The organism is Nitrosopumilus oxyclinae, assembly GCF_013407165.1.
Taxonomy (GTDB): Archaea; Thermoproteota; Nitrososphaeria; order Nitrososphaerales; family Nitrosopumilaceae; genus Nitrosopumilus; species Nitrosopumilus oxyclinae.
This window is the reverse complement of sequence record NZ_CP026994.1, coordinates 507,570-526,854: the sequence shown is the minus strand read 5'-3', so window position 1 is coordinate 526,854 and position 19,285 is coordinate 507,570. Positions and strand designations below refer to the sequence as shown.

The window sequence follows — 19,285 nt, the reverse complement described above, 5'->3', positions numbered from 1 at the left end:
ATTCTTGATAGAAATAAACAATGGAAAAAGAAATAAACAAAATGAGTGATTTGTGCGCAATTTTTGAGAAATTCGAATTCAAAGATTCACGTTATTTTTAAGTAGGGCACAAAAATCAGATCAAATCATGGTATCAGGAAATCAAATTAGACTTAATCGAATTCTCAGAAAGGGAAGAATGCTTTGCATTCCAATGGATCACGGCATCTCTAATGGACCAATTGAGGGTCTTGAAGATCCAATATCAACAATTTACAAATGTGAAACACATGGACTCACAAGTGTAATCATTAACAAAGGAATTCTCAAAGCATTACCAAAACCAACCAAAATAGGAATTTTAGTTCATTTTTCAAGTAGTACATCATTATCATTAGCACCAAATCGCAAAATGTTAACTGGAACTGTAAAAGAGGCAGCAGCTATGGGAGCTGATGGAGTTTCATTGCACATCAACATTGGAGGCAAAGAAGAGCCAGAGATGTTAGAGCAGTTAGGAATGACTGCAGACCAATGTCACAAATGGGGAATGCCACTTTTAGCAATGATGTATCCAAGAGGAGAAAATATCAAGAATCCACATGACCCAGAAGTTGTCGGACATGTTGCAAGAATCGGAGCAGAGTGTGGTGCAGATATTGTAAAAACACTATACACAGGTGATATTGATTCATTTGCAAAAATTGTAAAAAGCACACCAGTTCCAATTGTAATTGCTGGCGGACCAAAAGCTAAAACAGATTTAGATATTCTTCAAATGACCGAAGACGCAATGACTGCAGGAGCTAAAGGAGTTACATATGGTAGAAACATCTTTGCACATAAAACACCTGAAAAAATGGTAGAAGCATTAGCCGAAATAATTTTCAGAAAAGGAACCGCAAAGGAAGCAATGAAAAAAATTGAGTAAATCAAGAGAATTAATAATTTCACCTAAAGTGTCACAGACACAATTAGCTAAACTTCTTCCTCAATTAGAAGAAGAAGGAATCAAGATGGTGTATCTTGACCCAAAAAAACTAGGCAAGAAAAAGACTAAACTTCAAACAGTATTTCCATCTAGTTCTGCAAATTATGTAGTATTAGAAAAAGAGGCTCCAAAACCAAAGGGTAAGAAAGTTGGAAGGAAATTCCAAATCTTATCAAATTCTGATATCGAAAATGTTCTCAACATAGCCAAGAAAGGATTAGACTTTGTAATTATCGAAGTAAAAGACTGGAAAATAATTCCACTAGAAAACATTATTGCAAAATTGCATAAAATTCACACCAAAATCTTTGCAATAGCTAGAACCCCTGAGGAAGTCAGGAAGATGTTTTCAATTTTAGAAGTCGGAGTAGATGGCGTAATATTCAGCACATCATCAATTAGTGAAGTTCGTGAAGTCATGATATACTTGGGAACAAAGAGTTTCGATATGAAGCCTGCAAAGATTACAGAAATCAAGGAAGTAGGAGACGGAGAGCGCGTTTGTGTGGATACTGCATCTATGCTTCACAAAGGGGAAGGCATGTTAATTGGGAGCAGATCAAACTTTTTGTTTCTAGTTCATAATGAATCAGTAGGATCATCATTTACATCACCTAGACCATTTCGAGTAAACGCAGGTGCAGTTCATTGCTATACATTGTCACCAGATGGAACAACAAGTTATCTCTCAGAAATAGAGACAGGTTCTGAAGTTTTAATTCTTAATTCAAAAGGTAAAGCAAGAAGAGCAACTGTAGGAAGATCAAAGATCGAACGAAGACCAATGTTGATGATTAAAGCTACTGTGGGAGGAGAAACAGGAGGAATCATTGCACAAGACGCAGAAACAATTCGCTTTGTAAAATCAAATGGGCAACTCGTTTCAGTTACACACCTAAAGAAAGGAGATACAGTCATGGTGCATTCAAAGGCTGCAATGGGCAGACATTTTGGAATGGAAGTCTCAGATGAATATATCTTAGAAAAATGAAATACAAAACATGTGTCTCCATTGCAGAACAAACACCAGCAAAAACTAAAAAAAGATTAAAAATTGCACTATCAAAATCAGATTATGTTGAAGTTAGATTTGATTTTCTAAGATCAGACCAAATTCCAGAAACATTAGAATTGATAAAAAAAGATCTCAATAGAATAGTATGCACATTAAGACCAAAAAACGAAGGTGGAAAGTTTTCAGGAAATGAAAAAGAAAGAATTGCAATTATAAAATTAATTGCAGAGTACAACCCATTCTTGCTAGATATAGAATTTAACACATTGAAGAGAAATGCAACATTAACGAATTATTTAAAATCAACAAAAACAAAATTACTTGTTTCATGGCACGATTTCAAAAAGACCCCAAGTTCTGCAGAACTAAAAAAGAAGATAACTCTAATGAGTAAATATTCTTCAAATGTAAAAATAGTCAGTACGGCAAAATCAACTGATGACTCTACTAGAATGTTAGAATTGTACAGTAAGAAAGGGAAAAATAATCTCATCGCATTTGCAATGGGAGATTATGGTAGAATTTCAAGGATTTTGTGCCTATATTTGGGCAGTCCATACACATACGTCTCACTAGGAAAAGCAATAGCTCCTGGGCAATTCAGTGTAGATGAAGTGAAAAAAATTATCAATTTAAAAAAATAACAGTTGAGAGTTTAAATCAATCATAATACTCAAGAAAATAAGATGAGTAAATCATTTGCCGTAATTGGAGATCCCATTGATCACTCATTATCACCAAATATTCATAGTGCAGCATTTAGGGAATTAGATTTAGATTCATCATACATTGCATATAGAATTCCTAAAGGAGAATTAGCTGAAGGTATTGAAGGATTAAAGAAAATAAAGATAGACGGTTTCAACATTACAATCCCACATAAAGTGGAGATGATGAAGTATCTAGATAAAATTGATGAAACGTGTAGTCTTATTGGTGCAGTTAACACAGTATCAAACAAAGATGGAGTTTTAAAAGGATACAATACAGACATGGATGGATTCCTAGAACCATTTAAGAAAAAAGAATTAAACATCAAAGGAGCCAAAGTTCTTTTAATTGGAGCAGGAGGAGCAGCCAGAGCAATAGTTGCAGGATTTGCTAAAGAAAAAGCAGATAGTATAACCATTGCAAATAGAACACTAGAAAAAGCAGTCAGTCTTTCAAAATTTGCAAAAACAATAGGACTAGATGCTAGTGCTGTAAAAATTGAAGACATTAAAGATTCAGCAAAGAATTACGACATTATTGTCAATGCAACATCAGTAGGTCTCAAAAATGAATCCAGTGTAATTGAATTAGATGGAATTAATGAAAAAACAATCGTGTATGATATCGTATACATGCCAATGAACACAGATTTTATCAAAAAAGCAAAAGCACAAAAAGCAATTATAATTTACGGGTATGAAATGCTTCTAGGTCAAGCAGTCAGGGCTTTTGAGATTTGGCAGGGCATAGAAGCACCTTATAATGCCATGAAAAAAGCACTGTTAGGGGGATTTTGATGGCAAAAGCAAAGGCTACAGTCCATGGGGCAGTTTCATTGGTAAATGCAATTGCAAATCATAAAGGGGCCACCCTAGGAATTGAGCTTAAAGTAGAGGCTACAGTAGAGACCAGCCCAGGAAAAGGGATTTCAATACAATCTGAGAATAAGAGCCTAAGTTCTCGCTTGATTAACAAAACAATTGAAAAAATTGTTTCAAAAAAAGACTTGGAGCAAAACAAGATCATAATTACATTAGATTCAGAAATCCCAACAGGTTACGGATTAAAAAGTTCAAGCGCTATTTCTTCAGCCGTTGCCCTAGCATGTGCAAAAATATTCAAACCAAAATTCACTGATCAGCAAATTTTACTTGCAGGAGTAGATGCATCAATTGAATCCAAAGTCAGCATTACCGGAGCATACGATGATGCATGTTCTTGTTATTATGGGGGATTTAATGTTACAGACAATGCAAAAAAGAAGAGAATACAATTTGAAAAGGGGCCATCCAACCTAATTGCAGTAATATTTATTCCAAAAAATAGAAAAAGAGGAAACTTAAAAAAACTCAAGATTCTCTCATCAATTTTTGAAAATGCATGGGAGTTAGCCAGAAAAGCAAACTATTGGGATGCAATGATAATAAACGGATTAGCTACTGCATCAATATTAAATTCAGATTCTAAAATTATTACAGAACTAATTGAAAAAGGCGCACTAGGAGCATCAGTTTCTGGAAATGGACCATCAATTGCAGCAGTAACAAAAAAAGAAAATGAAACTGCAATCAAAAAAGTATTCTCAACATTAGAAGGAAACATAATCGTTTCAAAAATTAGCAATAAAAAGGCAGAAGTTCATGAAGTGTAAAATTCAAAAATCAAAAATAACAGGACAGATAATTTGTCCTCCAAACAAAAGCTATACACACAGAGCAATTTTTCTAGCATCACTTGCTGGAAAAAACAGTACTGTAGAGAATGTATTACTCTCAGCAGATACTAAAGCAACAATTGAGACATGTAAGAAATTTGGAGCAGAAATTGAGATTGCTGATTCATCAATAATTGTTAAAAATCCAATAAAAATAGGCACAAAAGTACCTGAAATTGATACTGAGAATTCAGGTACTACAATGAGAATTGCCTCAGGCATAGCAAGTCTGTATTCTGAGGAAATCACTCTAACTGGAGATTCAAGTTTACAAAAAAGACCAATGCAGCCCCTCTTAGATGCATTATCAAGTATTGGAGCACAGTGTAGTTCAACTGATGGAAAACCGCCAATCAAAATTAAAGGAAAAATAATTGGAGGAGAAGTAAAGATTCCAGGGAATTTTTCTAGCCAGTTTATCTCTTCATTATTAATTTGTGCACCACTAACTGAGAAAGGAATCAATCTCACCATTGAAGGAAACCTAGTATCAAAGCCATATCTTGATGCAACAATTGCCACAATGCGAAAGTTTGGCGTAACAGTGCAAACACTAATTCCATACAAAAGGTACAACATATCTCCACAAATTTACAAAGAATCTACATTTACTGTTCCAATAGATTTTTCAAGTCTTGCACTACTTCTTTCTGCAACTGTTCTAAACGGTGAGGACATTACAATAAAGGGAAACATGGGGAATTTACCTCAAGGAGATGAAGTGTTTATAGATATTTTAGAACAGTTAGGAGTTCAAATAATGATGGATGATGAACAAATCAAAATTAAATCTCCTGAAAAACTAAAGGGAGGAAAATTTAATTTGAGTAATTCACCAGATCTTCTTCCACCACTTGCAATTTTGGCATTATGTTCATCTGGACCAATTGAAATATTTAATGTAAAACATGCAAGATTAAAAGAGACAGATAGAATTGCAATCATTTCAAGAGAATTAGTAAAACTTGGAATTAATATTCAAGAAAAAGAAGACGGTATGATTTTAGAAGCATCAGAAAATATTTCAGGTGCAGATTTAATATCAGAAGAAGACCACAGATTATTCATGGCATTTTGTATTGCAGGAATGTATGTTGGTAATTGTACAGTTACAGATCCGGAATCAGTCAAAGTTTCATATCCAAATTTTGTAGAGGAGATGAATCGTATGGGTGCAAAAATCTTAGTTGATTGATATTATTTTTAGAAAAAATTATTCAGGGAGATAAAAGGCGCGACCCTGTATAGAGTGAAAAGCATTCTCCTCACTCACAACGCTTTCGCGTGATAACATGTCTTTTTCGCAGGGCCGCGCAAACTATTTGTTATAATTTACACGTTTTACCATATATTGTGTATGTTATTATTATATTTAAGAATATATTATAATTATTTCATGTTTTATCCAATAATAATATAATTTCTAAACAGGTGTAAAGTATAAGTAAAAAATAATCAATTTCATGATAAAATTTTCAACAAATTTCAGAATGAGGAATTATAAACATCAAATAACTTTGATAGTATGTTGCCGGGAAGTTCTATTGGTCAGCGTCTTGTTTTAACAAGTTTTGGCGAAAGTCATGGAAAATCAATCGGGGCAGTTTTAGATGGATGTCCTGCAGGATTAGAAATCGATGAAAAAGATATTCAAAAAATGCTAGACCTTAGAAAGCCAGGTCAGAATTTAATCTCTACTCAAAGAAAAGAAGGAGACGTAGTTGAAATAATTTCAGGTGTTTTCAGAGGTCATACAACAGGAGCACCAATTACAATGGTAATTTGGAACAGTGATCAAAAATCAAAAGATTATGAAAATTTGAAAACAAAGCTAAGACCAGGTCATTCAGATTATCCTGCCATGACAAAATATAATCACTATAATGATCACAGAGGAGGAGGGAGATTCTCAGGTAGATTAACAGCTACCCATGTTATGGGAGGAGCTATTGCAAGAAAATTACTCAAAGTAACACTAGGTGTTGAAACAAACTCATTCACATCACAGATTGGAAAAATAAAGATGGAAAAAGAATTCAATAGTAAAATGATTAATTCAATTTATAAAAATGAAGTAAGATGTCCAGAAACTAAAACAGCAAAAACCATGAGAGAAAACATTCTAAATGCAAGAAAGAAAGGCGACTCACTTGGTGGAATAATTGAATCAGTTACAACAAATGTTCCAGTAGGATTAGGTGAACCCATTTTTAGTTCATTAGAATCAGATTTGAGTAAAGCAATTTTTTCAATTCCATCAGTGAAAGGAATTGAATTTGGTTCAGGATTTCAAGGTTCAGAACTTTTTGGTTCTGAAAATAATGACTTGTATGTAGTAAAGAGAGGAAAAATCGTTACTGAAACAAACAGATCTGGTGGAATTCTAGGTGGAATTTCAAATGGAATGCCAATTACAATGAGAATCGCTTTCAAGCCAGCATCGTCTATTGCTCAAAAGCAGAAAACGGTAGATATCAAAACAAAAAAAGAAACTATTCTACAAGTCAAAGGAAGACACGATCCATGTGTAGTACCCAGAGCTCCACCAGTAGTAGATTCACTTGTGGCATTAACAATAGCAGATCATGCACTCCTATCAGGAGCAATTAAACCAGTTCTCTAAGAAAATGTCAGATATCAACGATCTTCGAAACAAAATGGATGAGGTCACTCTAAAAATGATAGAGTTACTAAAAACTAGAACAGATATTGCAAAAGAGATTGGAGAAGTCAAAAAAAATATCGGTAAAGGAGTAACAGACGAAGCAAGAGAAGATAGCCTACGTGGAAAAGTAATTTCACTGTGTAACAATATCGGATTAGATGAAACAATGGCAACAAAGTTTCTAAATTTTCTATTAAATGAATCAGTAAAAGTTCAATCTAGAAATAAACAAACACATCTCTCAATTTTCTTAAAAGCAAAATCACTTGAAGCACAAGGGAAAAAAATTATCCATATGGAAGTTGGAGAGCCTGACTTTTTACCACCAAAAATAGTCAAAGATGCATTAGAAGAAGTATTTGATAAAGGCTTTCTAAAATATGGCCAAGTAAAAGGAATGCCAGTCTTTAGGGAATCACTTGCAAAATATGTATCAAAAAAATTCAATGTGAATATTCAACAAGACAACATAATTGTAAGCCCCGGTGCAAGATTTTCAATTTTCACAGCAATAACTACTCTTTTGAATCCAGGAGATGAGATGATAGTAATTGAGCCTGCATGGCCTGCTTACAAAGATTGTGCACTGAATGCAGGGATTAAAGTTAGAACCATCAATACAACTGTTGAAGACAAGTGGGAACCATCTGTAGAGCAGATCAAAAGTACAATTAATTCAAATACAAAAATGATCGTTCTGAATTATCCAAACAATCCCACAGGAAAAATTCTAAATGAAAAATTACAAGATGAAATTATCCAGTTAGCAAAAGAAAATAATCTATACATTCTCAGTGACGAAATTTATTCACAATATGCAAAGACTAGCTGGAAAAGCATTCTAAGTTACAATTATGAGAAAAGTATCGTAACACAATCATTTTCAAAATCACATGCAATGACCGGATTTAGAGTAGGGTACGGTATTGCCGATTCAAAAATAATCGAAAAAATGGCAAAACTAGAAGCATTATGTCTTACAAATGTCCCTGAAGCAATTCAATATGTAGCCATGAAAGCCCTTGAAGCAGACACATCCAACAATACTAATACAGTACAAACCCGACTAGATGTGTTGTCTAAAAAAGCAAGTGAGATGGGACTAGATTTTGTAGTCCCTGATGGTGCAATGTACCTTTTTGCAAGAATCAATCAAGAGGGCTTTGATGGAGTCAATTTCGCCAATAGTGCCTTAGAGAAAGGTTTGGCAGTAGCTCCAGGTGAAGGATTTGGAAATTACAAGAACTTTATCAGATTATCTGCATGCCAAGATGAAGAGGTTTTGGTTGAAGGAATGAATATACTTGGTAACATAATGAGGACTAACAATTGAAAAAGATCACAATAATTGGCGCAGGGGGTCAAATGGGACAATGGTTTGTAAAATATTTTGCAAGCGAAGGATTTGAAGTAACAGGGTATGACTCTGAAAATAAAGTATCTGGAAAAGACGTTAAAATATCAGAATCACTAGTAGGGGGAATTTTAAAAGCAGATTATGTTGTTCTTTGTACACCTACGAGAAGAACACCCGAGATAATCAGACTGATTGCAAAAGAGATGAAACGAGACACATATCTAATTGAAATATCATCTGAAAAATCCAAAGTAGTATCATCATTATCAAAAATGCCAGCAAAAATTAATCCAATCTGTATTCATCCAATGTTTGGTCCAGGTACCAAAACAATCAAAGGCCAAAATATTATTTCAGTTCCAATCAAAGATGCCAAAAAAGAATTAACTGTTGCAAAAGCATTGTTTAGTGGAGCAAACTTTGTCACAATAGATGCAGCAGAACATGACAAAAAGATAGCAGTAATTTTAGGATTAACACATTTAATGAATTTAGTTTTTGCAAACATCATTTCAAAAGATGAAAAGATGAATCTCACAGAAAAAATGTCAGGTACAACTTTCAGAGTTCAAAAAACATTGGCAGAAAGTATCATGACAGAATCTCCAGAACTAATTGAGACCATCATTGCAAACCCAGAGATACGAAGAGTGGCAGAAGAACTTTGGAAAGACATTGGCAGATTACTAACAGCTGTTCAAGAATCAAAGACAGAAGAAGTGATAGACTACATCAAAGAATGCCAAGAGAGACTTGCCAAACATACGGATGTAACTGAATCCTACAAAAGAATGACAAAAATGGTAAAAGCAGTCGAAAAATAGTCGACATGCGTTCTACAAAGATCGTTACATCATTCATTAAAGATAATGAAAAATTACTAATTCTCAAGCGGAGTGATAAAGTAAAATCCATGAAGGGATTGTGGGCAGGAATTAGCGGAATTATTGAAAATAAGGAAGAGCCTCTTTCAAGAGCAAAAATTGAAATTTTTGAGGAAGCAGGAATTACAGAAGACAAAATCACACTAATCAAAGCAAGTGAAGAAATGAAAATTCATTCACCTCAATACAAAAATCATGAATGGGAGATATTCCCATTTTTGTTTGAATCAAGTAAACCTACAATCAAACTAAACTGGGAGAACTCAGAGTTCAAATGGATTAACATGGATGAATTAGAAAATTATGAAACAGTGCCAAGCCTTCAAAAAGTATTATTCAACTTGTTGTAAATTTTCATTTTCTTTTTCGTATTTTTTCTGTTGTGGCAACATCATGTAGACACAAGCACCACCACACATAGTACAAGGAACATTATTGCCAGGATGCTGTCCTGTTCTACTATGAATTTTTGCAGCCTCTTCAGGATCAATAGATAATGCTAGTTGCTTCTCCCAATCTAAAGTACGTCGGGCTTCAGTCATTTCCATATCCCATTTGATAACTTTGTCACGAATCTTTACAAGGTCTCCAGCATGAGCTGCAATTCTATATGCGATTAATCCAGCCTTTACCTCATCGGCATTTGGTAATGCTAAATGTTCAGAAGGTGTAAGATAACATAAAAGATCAACACCTTCACTTGCAGAAACTGCTGCACCAATTGCACTAGCAATATGATCATGGCCAGATGCAACATCAGTGACTAAGGGTCCTAGAACATAATATGGAACATCGCCAATTAGAGATTTTGCAAGTCTTACGTTTGCAGCAACTTCATTTAATGGAACGTGTCCTGGTCCTTCAACCATCACTTGAATATCTTGTTCATGTGCACGTTTAGTTAATCTAGAGATGTTAATCATCTCTTGAACTTGTAATTCATCATGAGAATCTAAAATTGAGCCTGGTCTTAATGCATCTCCAAGGCTAAATGTAACATCATATTTTTTGGCTATCTCCATCATGTAATCATAATGAGTGATGTATGGATTTTCTTTATCATGTTTTAACATCCAAGCAGCAGTTATTGTGCCACCTTTACTAACAACACCACCATATCGTTGAACTTTGAGAATTCTTTTTGCAATATCTTTAGTAATTCCACAATGAACTGTTGTATAATCAACTCCATCTTTTGCATTATTTTCAAATGCTTTGATGTAATCATCTTCAGTTAAATTCAAAGGATTCTTGTGAACTTCAACTCCGTAATTGTAAGCTTCGTAAATTGGAACAGTTCCAAATGTGATCGGTGCAGCATCCATCAGTGTTCGACGTATTTCTTTAACATCACCGCCATCACTTAGATCCATTATAGTGTCTGCATGATACTTTATTGCAACTTTAGCTTTTTCTACTTCTTCATCAAGATTAACATTTAATGTAGATGTTCCAATGTTGACATTAACTTTAGTTTTCAACCCCTTACCGATTCCAACATTGTGTATTTTTTGAGGTCTCACGTTATTGCTTGGAATAATTATTGAGCCCTTTGCAATTTTAGGAATTAGCCATTCAAGTGAAACATCCTCGTCTTTTGCAACTTGTTTCATTTCATCAGTTGCTACTCCACGTCTTGCAGAAGTCATTTGAGTTGCCATAACGTATTCTATGTTTTTACCTGATTTAAACAATCGTGAAAATCATAAAAAGTTCTGATCGCATGAAAACTCTTTGGCACTATATTAAGAAAAATGATCGACCTTTTATGCCAGAAAGTGCAAATAATGCTATGAGATCAATTAGAGAATGCAGACATTGTGGTAGAGAATTTTACAGTATGAAAGATGAATTCTGTTCTTTTGATTGTGTAACTCAAACATCATAACCATTACACTAGTTTCAATTCATTTTCTAAAACTTGTTTTTCTAACTTTATTTTAGAAATTCTATCCACAATAGGCACGATAATACGCTTAGAATCAGGAGAATCTGCAAAGTTTTGTTTTATTTCATATAGACGCTGAGATAACTCAATTTCAGCATAAACTAGTGAAATGTAGTTTCGTAGTTTTTTATTTTCAGACTTTAAAGAATTTAATTCAGAGACATCCATTATCTTGGTGGACTCCAGCTCTCCTCCATAGTGTCATCCATATTTTTTGAAATAAGATATTGCTTGCCGCATTTGAAACATTGCCAGAGAAATTTATCATCCTTTATTGTTTGGTACTGCATAGGTAACAAACAAGTGGTACACTGTAGTGTGTCAGGAGTAGCATCATCCACCATAGGGATTTTTGTCATCAAAGAAAGTGAGTTATTCAAGTATAAAATAGATATTACAAAAACGCACATTAAATGGAAATACAGATTAGTACTTTAAACTAAGAAAATATAATGAATCTGCTTTCTATTGGAGGATCCGACCCATCATCAGGGGCAGGAATTCAAAGTGATGTAAAGTCATTTTCAGAATTGGGAGCATATGGATTAACAGTAATCACTGCAATTACAGGTCAGAATACTTCAAGTTTTGGAATGATTGAACCAGTATCAAAAAAAATATTGGAAAATCAACTTGAATCAGTATTAAATGATTTTAAAATTGACGGAATTAAAATAGGAATGGTGTTTAATTCTGAAATAATTAAAACACTATACCAACAATTAAAAAAAATAAAAATTCCAATTGTTGTAGATCCAGTTATCAAATCTACAACTGGTGGAGCACTGATACAAAATAAAGCAATTAAAGATTTTCAAAAATACATAATTCCACTTGCAACAGTTATCACCCCAAATAGATTCGAGGCAGAAATATTATCAAAATTAAAGATAAATTCAAAAAACACAGTAGAGAAAATTGCAAAAAACATCCAAAAAATGGGAGCAAAGAATGTAATAATTACAGGAATAGAAGGAAAAAATAATCAGATAGCAGATTTTGTCCAAGAGAGAAATACAAAATATCTAATTTCAGGTGAAAAAATTAGCAGTACAAACCATGGAAGTGGATGCAATTATTCAGCCGCGATTGTTTATGCAATAGCAAACAAAAAAACAATCCGCGAATCTGTAAAATTTGCAAAGGAATTTGCATATAATTCAATTAAAAATGCAAAAAAAGTTGGAATGGGAATAAAGATAACAGATATTCAGAACAATGACAAGATAAATTCAGAATTATCCCAGTCAATTAATGAATTTGTAAAAATTAAAAATATTTACAGGAACATTCCTGAATGTCAAACAAATTTTGTATATTCTAAATCAAAACCCAAATCCACTAAAGATATCTTAGGGTTATCAGGAAGAATTGTTAAAGCAGGAAACGAAGTCATAGTTGCAGGCAATCTGACATATGGGGGCTCAAAACATGTTGCTACTGCATTGCTTACAGTAAATAAAAAATTTTCAGAAATTCATTCTGCAATAAATTTGAAATATGAAAAATCAATAATTTCTAAAATTAAAAAATCAAAATTATCAGTTTCTAGCTATGACAGAGTTAAAGAGCCCAATGATGTAAAAATTAAAGGATCATCGATAGAGTGGGGAATTCAAAATGCAATAAAAAATTTGAAATCACCTCCAGATGTTATTTTTCATAAGGGAGATTTTGGAAAAGAGCCAATGATAATAATTTTTGGAGATAACCCCAAAAGTATTTTGAAAAAATTATCAAAAATTACAGGATGAAATTCTAGTCTAAAAACATCCTCGAACATAAATAGTCATATTTCAAATAATATTTGTGAAGACAGTGATTTTAGCAGGAGGTCTAGGTACCAGATTGCTTCCATTGACTAAGAAAACTCCAAAACCAATGTTACCATTAGGTAAAAAACCAATTTTAGAACACCTCATAGATTGGAATAAAAAAAACGGAGTAAAATCAATTGTTTTGTGTGTAAGTCATCTTAGAGAAACAATTGAGGACTATTTTGGAGATGGTGAGAAATTTGGAGTAAATATAGAATATGCAATTTCAAACAAACCACTTGCCACTGCAGGTCAACTAAAAACTGCAGAGAAATTCATTGACGATACTTTTGTTTGCATGTATGGAGATTCAATATTTGATTTTAATCTTAGAAATATGATCAAACAGCACAAAACAAAAAAAGCATTTGTTACAATGAGTCTAAACGAATACAAAACCAATTTAGAATATGGTGTAATTGATGTATCAAAAACAGGTAAAGTGCTAAGCTGGAAAGAAAAACCAGAGATAAAGGCCAATGTAAACATGGGTTGCTATGTAATGGAACCAAAAGTACTCAATCTGATTCCAAAGAACAAACCATATGGAATGGATGACGTGATAAAAAAGGCCATGACTAATAAAAAATTAGTCAGCAGTTTCATTACAAAAAATGGATTTACAGATATAGGAAATAAAGAATCATATGAAAAAGCATCTAAGGAACATACTCAAAGACGAGGAAAGAAATGAGTGATGTAATCATTAGAGAATTAAAAGAAGAGGACCTTTGGAATGGATTCTTAACATCACTTGATTCTTTAAAACAAGCAAGCAATATTGAGAAATCTAAAGCAAAAGAAATTTTCGATAAAATTAACGCCAACCCAGATCACATCATAGCAGTTGCAGAATTAGACGGAAAAATTGTTGGATCTACAACACTACTCATAGAATCAAAATTTATCCACAATGGTGGATTGGTTGGACATATTGAGGATGTAGTGGTAAACAAAGAGCATCAAGGTAAGGAAATTGGTGAGAAAATCATGAAGCATCTTATCAACAAATCAAAAAATCGAGGCTGTTACAAGACAATTTTAGATTGTACAGATGATGTAAAACCATTTTATGAAAAACTAGGCTTCAAACAAGTAGGCAATGAATTAAGATTAGATAATATTTAGAAAAATTCTTTTTTCGGACGTCGCTTTTTTTCTTTTGTTAAATAAGCGCCAACAGCAATTACAGGGATGGATAATATCATAAACAGTATAGGAGAATATTTTACAACATCTGTAATATAGACAGGATCAATTTTATCAACAAGAGAATAAGAGACAAACATTCCTATGAGCATGATCACTCCACCTGCAACTATCAATCCACCAATAGGTTTTGAACCATATTGTCTTGTCATGATGTATGGAACTGCAGCTAGTATTCCAGCAGGTGCAGCTCCAATGGAAATGAATTGGAATATTTTTGGATCAGCATCAAATGTTATTGAAAATGCAATAGTTTCTGGAACATCGGTCATAAAATTATAAACAGAAATCATTTCACCAGCAAACATTGCAAATAACCCAAGACTTGTCACTGCAAGCCATTTTTCAATTGCCATAATTCTAACAGATTCTAGTTGATAAATAAACCATTCAAAAAATCACACAATGCCAACTAAGTTGGCTAATTCTTTCCTGCAAGCTGCTCCAAGTTTTTCTGCTGCTTGTTCAGGAGAGATATCATTTAAGAAGATACCATATCCACGTTCTAATCCAGACCAAGATTTTGTAATTGGATAAATTTCAATATGCCAATGAATTTGTCGACTATTTTTCTTTTCAGGAGAAAGATGAAAAACCAAATTGTATGATACGTTCTTTACGGTTTTTGTCAATCCCCCAAGAGTGGCCCTTAAAATTAATGATAAATCGTTAATTTCTTTTTGAGTTATTTTTGAAAAACTAGTAGTATGTTTTTTTGGAGAAATCCAGAATTCATAAGGATATGAAGGAGCCCATGGGCAATATGCAATAAATCCCTCAGTTTGAAGAACCTGTCTTGGACCACTGATTTCTTCATTTATTGTCTGACACATTGGACAAACTCCTTTTTCATTCAAAATTTTATGAGATGCTTCGGCTTCAGTCTCAATTACAGGAGGAATAGTTGAGAACGTTAGAAGATTAAGATGAGGGTGAGGATTTGCATTGCCTCCTAATTCACCATGGTCACCGTAAATTGAAACATAAGTTACACCTTTTTGCGTGTAAAGCCATCGTAATCTGTCTTGAACTACAACTAGCACATTGGACCATTGTTCAGGGTCTATTGTTGCAAATGTATCTTTGACGTTTGGAGATGCAACTACAATGTAATGATAACCATATGCAGGTTCACTGTAAAATGGCTTGTCACTGTAAGAGTTTTCTGTTTCAATTGAGACGATAGGATTTTTACTTTCAAAAACTCGTATGGCCCAATTTTTAACATAATCATCATCATTATCTTGAAGACGTTGTAACATTCCATCTTTTGCAACAAGAGACAAAACAGATGGATTTGTCATAGCTTCGTTACCTGGAGCAAACGGTGATTTTTTAGGATCAATTACTTTGTCATCTTTTTTTGAGACAATCATAAAACGCTCAGAAACATAGTCTTTGCGCATATCCCCCATAATGGTTAGTTGAAGTAAAATGTATGTTAAAACGTTTACTAAGATCTATACAAAACAATTTTAAAAATAATTTTGCAATTTTATTTTAAAAAATTAAGAGAATCCCATTTTCATCAAATGATTTTAATGAAAAAGTTTCGTTAAAAATTTCATAAACAGTTGTTTTGTTTTGATCGCAAAATTTGTTGCAAGATTTAAAACAGAGCATTGGATTTCGAATAAACAGGGACTATTTTGGATAATTCGGATATTCATATGATCTATGTTCTTTTAGATGGAGTAGGAGATCTTCCACATCCCGATTTGGATGGAAAAACACCATTGGAGGCTGCAAATACTCCAACATTAGACAAAATTGCCAGCAATGGTACTATTGGAGAAGTAATTTCAGTTGGGAAAGGAATTGCTCCAGAATCAGATATTGCTGTATTCAATATGTTAGGATACAAATTCAAACATGCAGATTATGCAGGTAGAGGAGTAATTGAAGCAATAGGCATAGGTATCGATTTCAAAGACGGCGACTTGGCACTTAGGGGAAATTATTCTACATTAAATGATGAGGGAGTAATTATCGATAGAAGAGCAGGAAGACACATTGAAAAAGAAGATGCAGATGGAGTTGCAAAAGAGATTGAAGAAAAGATCAAACTATCATCTCCAGGTGTTTCAATAGTAGTGGCCCCAACAATAGGACACAGAGTAACAGTAAGAATAAGAAAAGAATCTCAAAAATTATCTTCAAGAATTACCAATACTGATCCAGCCTATAGCAACATTGGAGGTATGGGAGTTGCAAAAGCAGTGGGGGACTTTCTTAAAATTGAAAAATGTTTACCATTAGAAGATACTGAAGAATCAAAGTTTACTGCAAATTTAGTAAATGAATTTTCAGAAAAATCAATTGAAATCATGAAGAATAGTCAAATTAACAAAAAAAGACAAGAAGAAAATAAAAAACAACTTAGTTGTATCTTGTTAAGAGATGCAGGAAACAAATATCCTGATGTTATTCCAATTAATGAAAAATATGGAATGAACTTTTCATGCATAGTAGATATGCCAGTAGAACTTGGAATTTCAGAAGTTCTAAAAATGAAAGCCTTCGAAGCTGGAGGTTTAACAGATTATGAAGAAAAAGCAAGAGTCGCTGCAAAGGCTATGGAGACTCAAAATTCAATTTACGTACACCTCAAAGGACCAGACGAATTTGGTCATGACGGAGATGCAATTGGAAAAATGAAAAATATAGAAGAGATTGATCAAAGATTCTTCAAAACGCTAGTAGATAATATTGATTCTAGCAAAGTTGCAATTATAATTTCTGCAGACCACTCAACTCCATGTATTAACAAAGGACACAGCGATGATCCAGTTCCAATTCTAGTTTCAGGTGATTTTATCAAAAATGATGGAACTACCAGAATGACTGAAGAGCAGGCAAAAAAAGGAAACATAGGATTACTTCAAGGGGCAGAAGTTGTTTCAAAAGCCTTAGAATTAATTAAATCTCAAATCTAGTTAGTTTGTTTGCTTGCTGCATTTCAATTGCTTTTTTTCTAATTCTATCTACATCTATTGAATAATACATAGATGGGGAAGAACCTAATTTTTCCAAAGCTCTTTTCAACATTCCAATACCTATGCTTTCTTCATTTTCTTGTTCATGAGCAAATGCAACTGCAACTAGAATAATACCTTGAACAAGTTCTTTTTCCCGCCCATAGCATTGATTCCAAACTCCTTCAAATGCTTCATGGCATTCCCAAAAGCGTTCATTGTTAAAATAAAATATTCCATCTTGGATTCCTTTGTCTTTGTCTATGTGTTCTTCAACAACATGTCTCACATTATCAAGTTCGCCAATTGGGGATAATCTCTCTACAAGAGGATCTAGATCTACTTTTTCTGATGCTACATCAAATTCAATAAATTTTGAGGCAACTCTTGCAAGTCTAACTGAAACATTCATGTCAGATGCAAGATCTCGAGCCCTGTGTGCTAGTTCTCTACAATTCTGAGGCAAATATTTCTCATTTTTAAAATGCAGTAAATAACGTTCCACGATATAGTACTGAGGGAATTTCTTAAATTTCTTCTGTAATTTCAATCAAGGTTTATATGAAATATCCAGAGATTTTTGATACATGTCCATAATTGAGACAATTACAGACGTCAACAACTCCTTTCTATCAAGAAGAGAGTTGACTTGTAATTTTGCAGGCTTGGGAGGCAAACTCAAAAGTCTAGAAGCTGTAGATATGATTACAAAAGAGTTCAAGTTAGATGGCAAAGTCGTCATCCCAATGAGATTAAGAACTCAAGTCGGTAAGTCCCTCATTACAGGAACATTCTATGTCTATGACGATGAAGGGTTGGCAAAAAAACACATCAATCCAACAATATTTTCAAGACTAGAAAGAACTAAAGCAAAACTTGCAGAAGCTGACGCAGCTGCAAAAGAAGCTGAAGTAGCAGATGCACCAGCTGAAGAAGCTAAAGAAGAAGCACCTGCAGAAGTTAAAGCAGATGCACCAGCTGAAGAAGCTAAAAAAGAGGAGAAAACTGAATAATGCCTGTAGAGAAAAAAGGTAAGAAAGGTTCCAGTCCTAGCATTGCATCATATTACAAAGTAGAAGGAGACAAAGCATCAAGAACAAGAAAAATATGTTCTAGATGCGGTAAAGGAACTTTCATGGCCCAACATAAAGATAGAAACACTTGTGGCAAATGTGGTTTGACAGAATTTAAACAATAAAAAATTATTTCAAAATTAATTATAAAATATTTTAGTAAATTCGTTTTTTGTGAATTTTGGAACTTTTTTCTTCCAATAACTCCATTTTTGAAATAAATGCAGGATCAAGTTTTATTTTTGAAAGAGATTCAGCAGATAGTTTGACTGTATTAGTATCTAAAGAAATGTTAGTCTTTGGAAGATTTTTTTCAGCCCAGAATTTCATCACCTTATCTTCAAGCTTAAAATCACGAAATCCTGCAGGGAATTTTTTTGTAATGTGATTTAGTAATGTACGATCTTTGAAGACAGCACGGGGCTCAAACAATCTAGTTTCATCACTGTAAACATTTTCAAATAAATTTCCAGAAACTTCATCAGATAGTAATTCCATTTTAGAGATTTTTCTCATCAAATCTAAGAAATGTAAAAATTCATGAGCCAAAATTGCATGAATTGTTCCCTTTAGACCATAGGCAATCAAGGGTGCAGAAATTTGTATAACAACCTGGAATTTTTCTTCAAACATTACAGGGATAGTTCTTGCAAATAAGATTCCAAATTCGTATGCATTAGGATTAGGTGATGAAATGACAAGTGTGGGTTCAACATATGCAATAGGATATGCAATTCCAGATGCTTTTTCAATTCGATTTATCCCTTCAAGTACTAGAGGGAATCTCTTCATGGTTAAATCAAAGACATTATCAGGAATAATTCCCTTAGTATGTGCATCTTTGAAACGTACTAGCGGATCCAATATTACACCTCGACAATTTTGAATGTAAAAAGGTTGGTTAGATCAGGAACGTGGTTTGCCTGCTTTCTTTTTTTTACGAGTTT

Annotated in this window: 24 protein-coding genes; 17 read left to right on the top strand and 7 right to left on the bottom strand. The window is 33.6% G+C overall.

Going from position 1 to position 19,285, the window contains the following annotated elements:
* Positions 1-127: 127 nt before the first annotated feature.
* The 10 genes from C5F49_RS03125 to C5F49_RS03080 all read left to right on the top strand — a co-directional run bounded on the left by C5F49_RS03125 (position 128) and on the right by C5F49_RS03080 (position 9,666).
* A complete protein-coding gene (locus tag C5F49_RS03125) occupies positions 128-910 on the top strand; it encodes a 2-amino-3,7-dideoxy-D-threo-hept-6-ulosonate synthase (protein WP_179363286.1) in 783 nt (260 codons plus the stop codon).
* The gene (locus C5F49_RS03120) at positions 903-1,961 is read left to right on the top strand and encodes a 3-dehydroquinate synthase II domain-containing protein (RefSeq protein WP_179363285.1); all 1,059 of its coding nucleotides are present in this window, start codon (positions 903-905) and stop codon (positions 1,959-1,961) included. The genes C5F49_RS03125 and C5F49_RS03120 overlap by 8 nt, the downstream gene beginning before the upstream one ends.
* Complete coding sequence (gene aroD / locus C5F49_RS03115; protein WP_179363284.1) at positions 1,958-2,629, top strand: type I 3-dehydroquinate dehydratase; 672 nt, start codon at positions 1,958-1,960, stop codon at positions 2,627-2,629. Before C5F49_RS03120 ends, aroD begins: the two co-directional genes overlap by 4 nt.
* Before the next feature lie 42 nt (positions 2,630-2,671).
* Positions 2,672-3,493, top strand: coding sequence for a shikimate dehydrogenase (gene aroE, locus C5F49_RS03110; protein ID WP_179363283.1), 822 nt, complete (start codon positions 2,672-2,674; stop codon positions 3,491-3,493).
* Positions 3,493-4,347 carry a shikimate kinase gene (locus C5F49_RS03105; protein WP_179363282.1) on the top strand — a complete coding sequence of 285 codons (855 nt, stop codon included), beginning with the start codon at positions 3,493-3,495 and terminating at the stop codon, positions 4,345-4,347. The genes aroE and C5F49_RS03105 overlap by 1 nt, the downstream gene beginning before the upstream one ends.
* A complete protein-coding gene (gene aroA / locus C5F49_RS03100) occupies positions 4,337-5,605 on the top strand; it encodes a 3-phosphoshikimate 1-carboxyvinyltransferase (protein ID WP_179363281.1) in 1,269 nt (422 codons plus the stop codon). The genes C5F49_RS03105 and aroA overlap by 11 nt, the downstream gene beginning before the upstream one ends.
* Before the next feature lie 330 nt (positions 5,606-5,935).
* Positions 5,936-7,033 carry a chorismate synthase gene (gene aroC, locus C5F49_RS03095; RefSeq protein ID WP_179363280.1) on the top strand — a complete coding sequence of 366 codons (1,098 nt, stop codon included), beginning with the start codon at positions 5,936-5,938 and terminating at the stop codon, positions 7,031-7,033.
* Between the two features lie 4 nt (positions 7,034-7,037).
* Complete coding sequence (locus C5F49_RS03090; protein ID WP_179363279.1) at positions 7,038-8,408, top strand: aminotransferase class I/II-fold pyridoxal phosphate-dependent enzyme; 1,371 nt, start codon at positions 7,038-7,040, stop codon at positions 8,406-8,408.
* Positions 8,405-9,256: a prephenate dehydrogenase/arogenate dehydrogenase family protein gene (locus tag C5F49_RS03085; RefSeq protein WP_179363278.1), complete on the top strand. Its 852-nt coding sequence runs from the start codon at positions 8,405-8,407 to the stop codon at positions 9,254-9,256. Before C5F49_RS03090 ends, C5F49_RS03085 begins: the two co-directional genes overlap by 4 nt.
* A gap of 5 nt (positions 9,257-9,261) precedes the next feature.
* Positions 9,262-9,666, top strand: a complete 405-nt coding sequence (locus tag C5F49_RS03080) for an NUDIX domain-containing protein (RefSeq protein ID WP_179363277.1) — start codon at positions 9,262-9,264, stop codon at positions 9,664-9,666.
* Here C5F49_RS03080 and thiC read toward each other — a convergent pair.
* Entirely contained in the window at positions 9,649-10,977 is a 1,329-nt protein-coding gene (gene thiC / locus C5F49_RS03075) for a phosphomethylpyrimidine synthase ThiC (RefSeq protein ID WP_179363276.1), read from the bottom strand. The genes C5F49_RS03080 and thiC overlap by 18 nt on opposite strands.
* A gap of 62 nt (positions 10,978-11,039) precedes the next feature.
* Between thiC and C5F49_RS03070 the strand changes: the two genes are divergently transcribed.
* Positions 11,040-11,204 (top strand): hypothetical protein, encoded by a 165-nt coding sequence (locus C5F49_RS03070; protein WP_179363275.1) that lies wholly within the window; start codon positions 11,040-11,042, stop codon positions 11,202-11,204.
* A gap of 3 nt (positions 11,205-11,207) precedes the next feature.
* Here the strand turns inward: C5F49_RS03070 and C5F49_RS03065 are convergent, their stop codons facing one another.
* Together C5F49_RS03065 and C5F49_RS03060 are read right to left on the bottom strand one after the other, a co-directional pair.
* On the bottom strand, positions 11,208-11,432 hold the full coding sequence (locus tag C5F49_RS03065; protein WP_179363274.1) for a hypothetical protein: 225 nt from the start codon (positions 11,430-11,432) through the stop codon (positions 11,208-11,210).
* Positions 11,432-11,623: a hypothetical protein gene (locus tag C5F49_RS03060; RefSeq protein ID WP_179363273.1), complete on the bottom strand. Its 192-nt coding sequence runs from the start codon at positions 11,621-11,623 to the stop codon at positions 11,432-11,434. Before C5F49_RS03060 ends, C5F49_RS03065 begins: the two co-directional genes overlap by 1 nt.
* A 93-nt stretch (positions 11,624-11,716) precedes the next feature.
* On the opposite strand from C5F49_RS03060, the gene thiD reads away from it, so the two are divergent.
* Genes thiD through C5F49_RS03045 form a run of 3 tightly spaced genes read left to right on the top strand, consistent with a single transcriptional unit; the run spans position 11,717 to position 14,209 of the window.
* Entirely contained in the window at positions 11,717-13,018 is a 1,302-nt protein-coding gene (gene thiD / locus C5F49_RS03055; protein WP_179363272.1) for a bifunctional hydroxymethylpyrimidine kinase/phosphomethylpyrimidine kinase, read from the top strand.
* A 55-nt stretch (positions 13,019-13,073) separates the two neighbouring features.
* Positions 13,074-13,775 (top strand): nucleotidyltransferase family protein, encoded by a 702-nt coding sequence (locus tag C5F49_RS03050; RefSeq protein ID WP_179363271.1) that lies wholly within the window; start codon positions 13,074-13,076, stop codon positions 13,773-13,775.
* Positions 13,772-14,209 carry a GNAT family N-acetyltransferase gene (locus C5F49_RS03045; RefSeq protein WP_179363270.1) on the top strand — a complete coding sequence of 146 codons (438 nt, stop codon included), beginning with the start codon at positions 13,772-13,774 and terminating at the stop codon, positions 14,207-14,209. Before C5F49_RS03050 ends, C5F49_RS03045 begins: the two co-directional genes overlap by 4 nt.
* On the opposite strand, the gene C5F49_RS03040 is transcribed toward C5F49_RS03045, so the two are convergent.
* Both C5F49_RS03040 and C5F49_RS03035 read right to left on the bottom strand, forming a co-directional pair.
* On the bottom strand, positions 14,206-14,646 hold the full coding sequence (locus C5F49_RS03040) for a hypothetical protein (protein WP_179363269.1): 441 nt from the start codon (positions 14,644-14,646) through the stop codon (positions 14,206-14,208). The two genes, C5F49_RS03045 and C5F49_RS03040, sit on opposite strands and share 4 nt — an antisense overlap.
* A gap of 42 nt (positions 14,647-14,688) precedes the next feature.
* Positions 14,689-15,705, bottom strand: coding sequence for a galactose-1-phosphate uridylyltransferase (locus tag C5F49_RS03035; protein ID WP_179363268.1), 1,017 nt, complete (start codon positions 15,703-15,705; stop codon positions 14,689-14,691).
* Between the two features lie 255 nt (positions 15,706-15,960).
* Between C5F49_RS03035 and C5F49_RS03030 the strand changes: the two genes are divergently transcribed.
* Positions 15,961-17,226: a BPG-independent phosphoglycerate mutase family protein gene (locus C5F49_RS03030; RefSeq protein ID WP_179363267.1), complete on the top strand. Its 1,266-nt coding sequence runs from the start codon at positions 15,961-15,963 to the stop codon at positions 17,224-17,226.
* Here C5F49_RS03030 and C5F49_RS03025 read toward each other — a convergent pair.
* Positions 17,210-17,770 (bottom strand): DUF309 domain-containing protein, encoded by a 561-nt coding sequence (locus C5F49_RS03025; protein WP_179363266.1) that lies wholly within the window; start codon positions 17,768-17,770, stop codon positions 17,210-17,212. The genes C5F49_RS03030 and C5F49_RS03025 overlap by 17 nt on opposite strands.
* A gap of 82 nt (positions 17,771-17,852) precedes the next feature.
* Here C5F49_RS03025 and C5F49_RS03020 point away from each other — a divergent pair, with 82 nt between their 5' ends.
* Positions 17,853-18,278 carry an eS24 family ribosomal protein gene (locus C5F49_RS03020; protein WP_179363265.1) on the top strand — a complete coding sequence of 142 codons (426 nt, stop codon included), beginning with the start codon at positions 17,853-17,855 and terminating at the stop codon, positions 18,276-18,278.
* The gene (locus C5F49_RS03015; RefSeq protein WP_179363264.1) at positions 18,278-18,463 is read left to right on the top strand and encodes a 30S ribosomal protein S27ae; all 186 of its coding nucleotides are present in this window, start codon (positions 18,278-18,280) and stop codon (positions 18,461-18,463) included. The genes C5F49_RS03020 and C5F49_RS03015 overlap by 1 nt, the downstream gene beginning before the upstream one ends.
* A 31-nt stretch (positions 18,464-18,494) precedes the next feature.
* Here C5F49_RS03015 and C5F49_RS03010 read toward each other — a convergent pair whose 3' ends face one another.
* Positions 18,495-19,202 carry a hypothetical protein gene (locus C5F49_RS03010; RefSeq protein ID WP_179363263.1) on the bottom strand — a complete coding sequence of 236 codons (708 nt, stop codon included), beginning with the start codon at positions 19,200-19,202 and terminating at the stop codon, positions 18,495-18,497.
* Between the last annotated feature and the right edge of the window lie 83 nt (positions 19,203-19,285).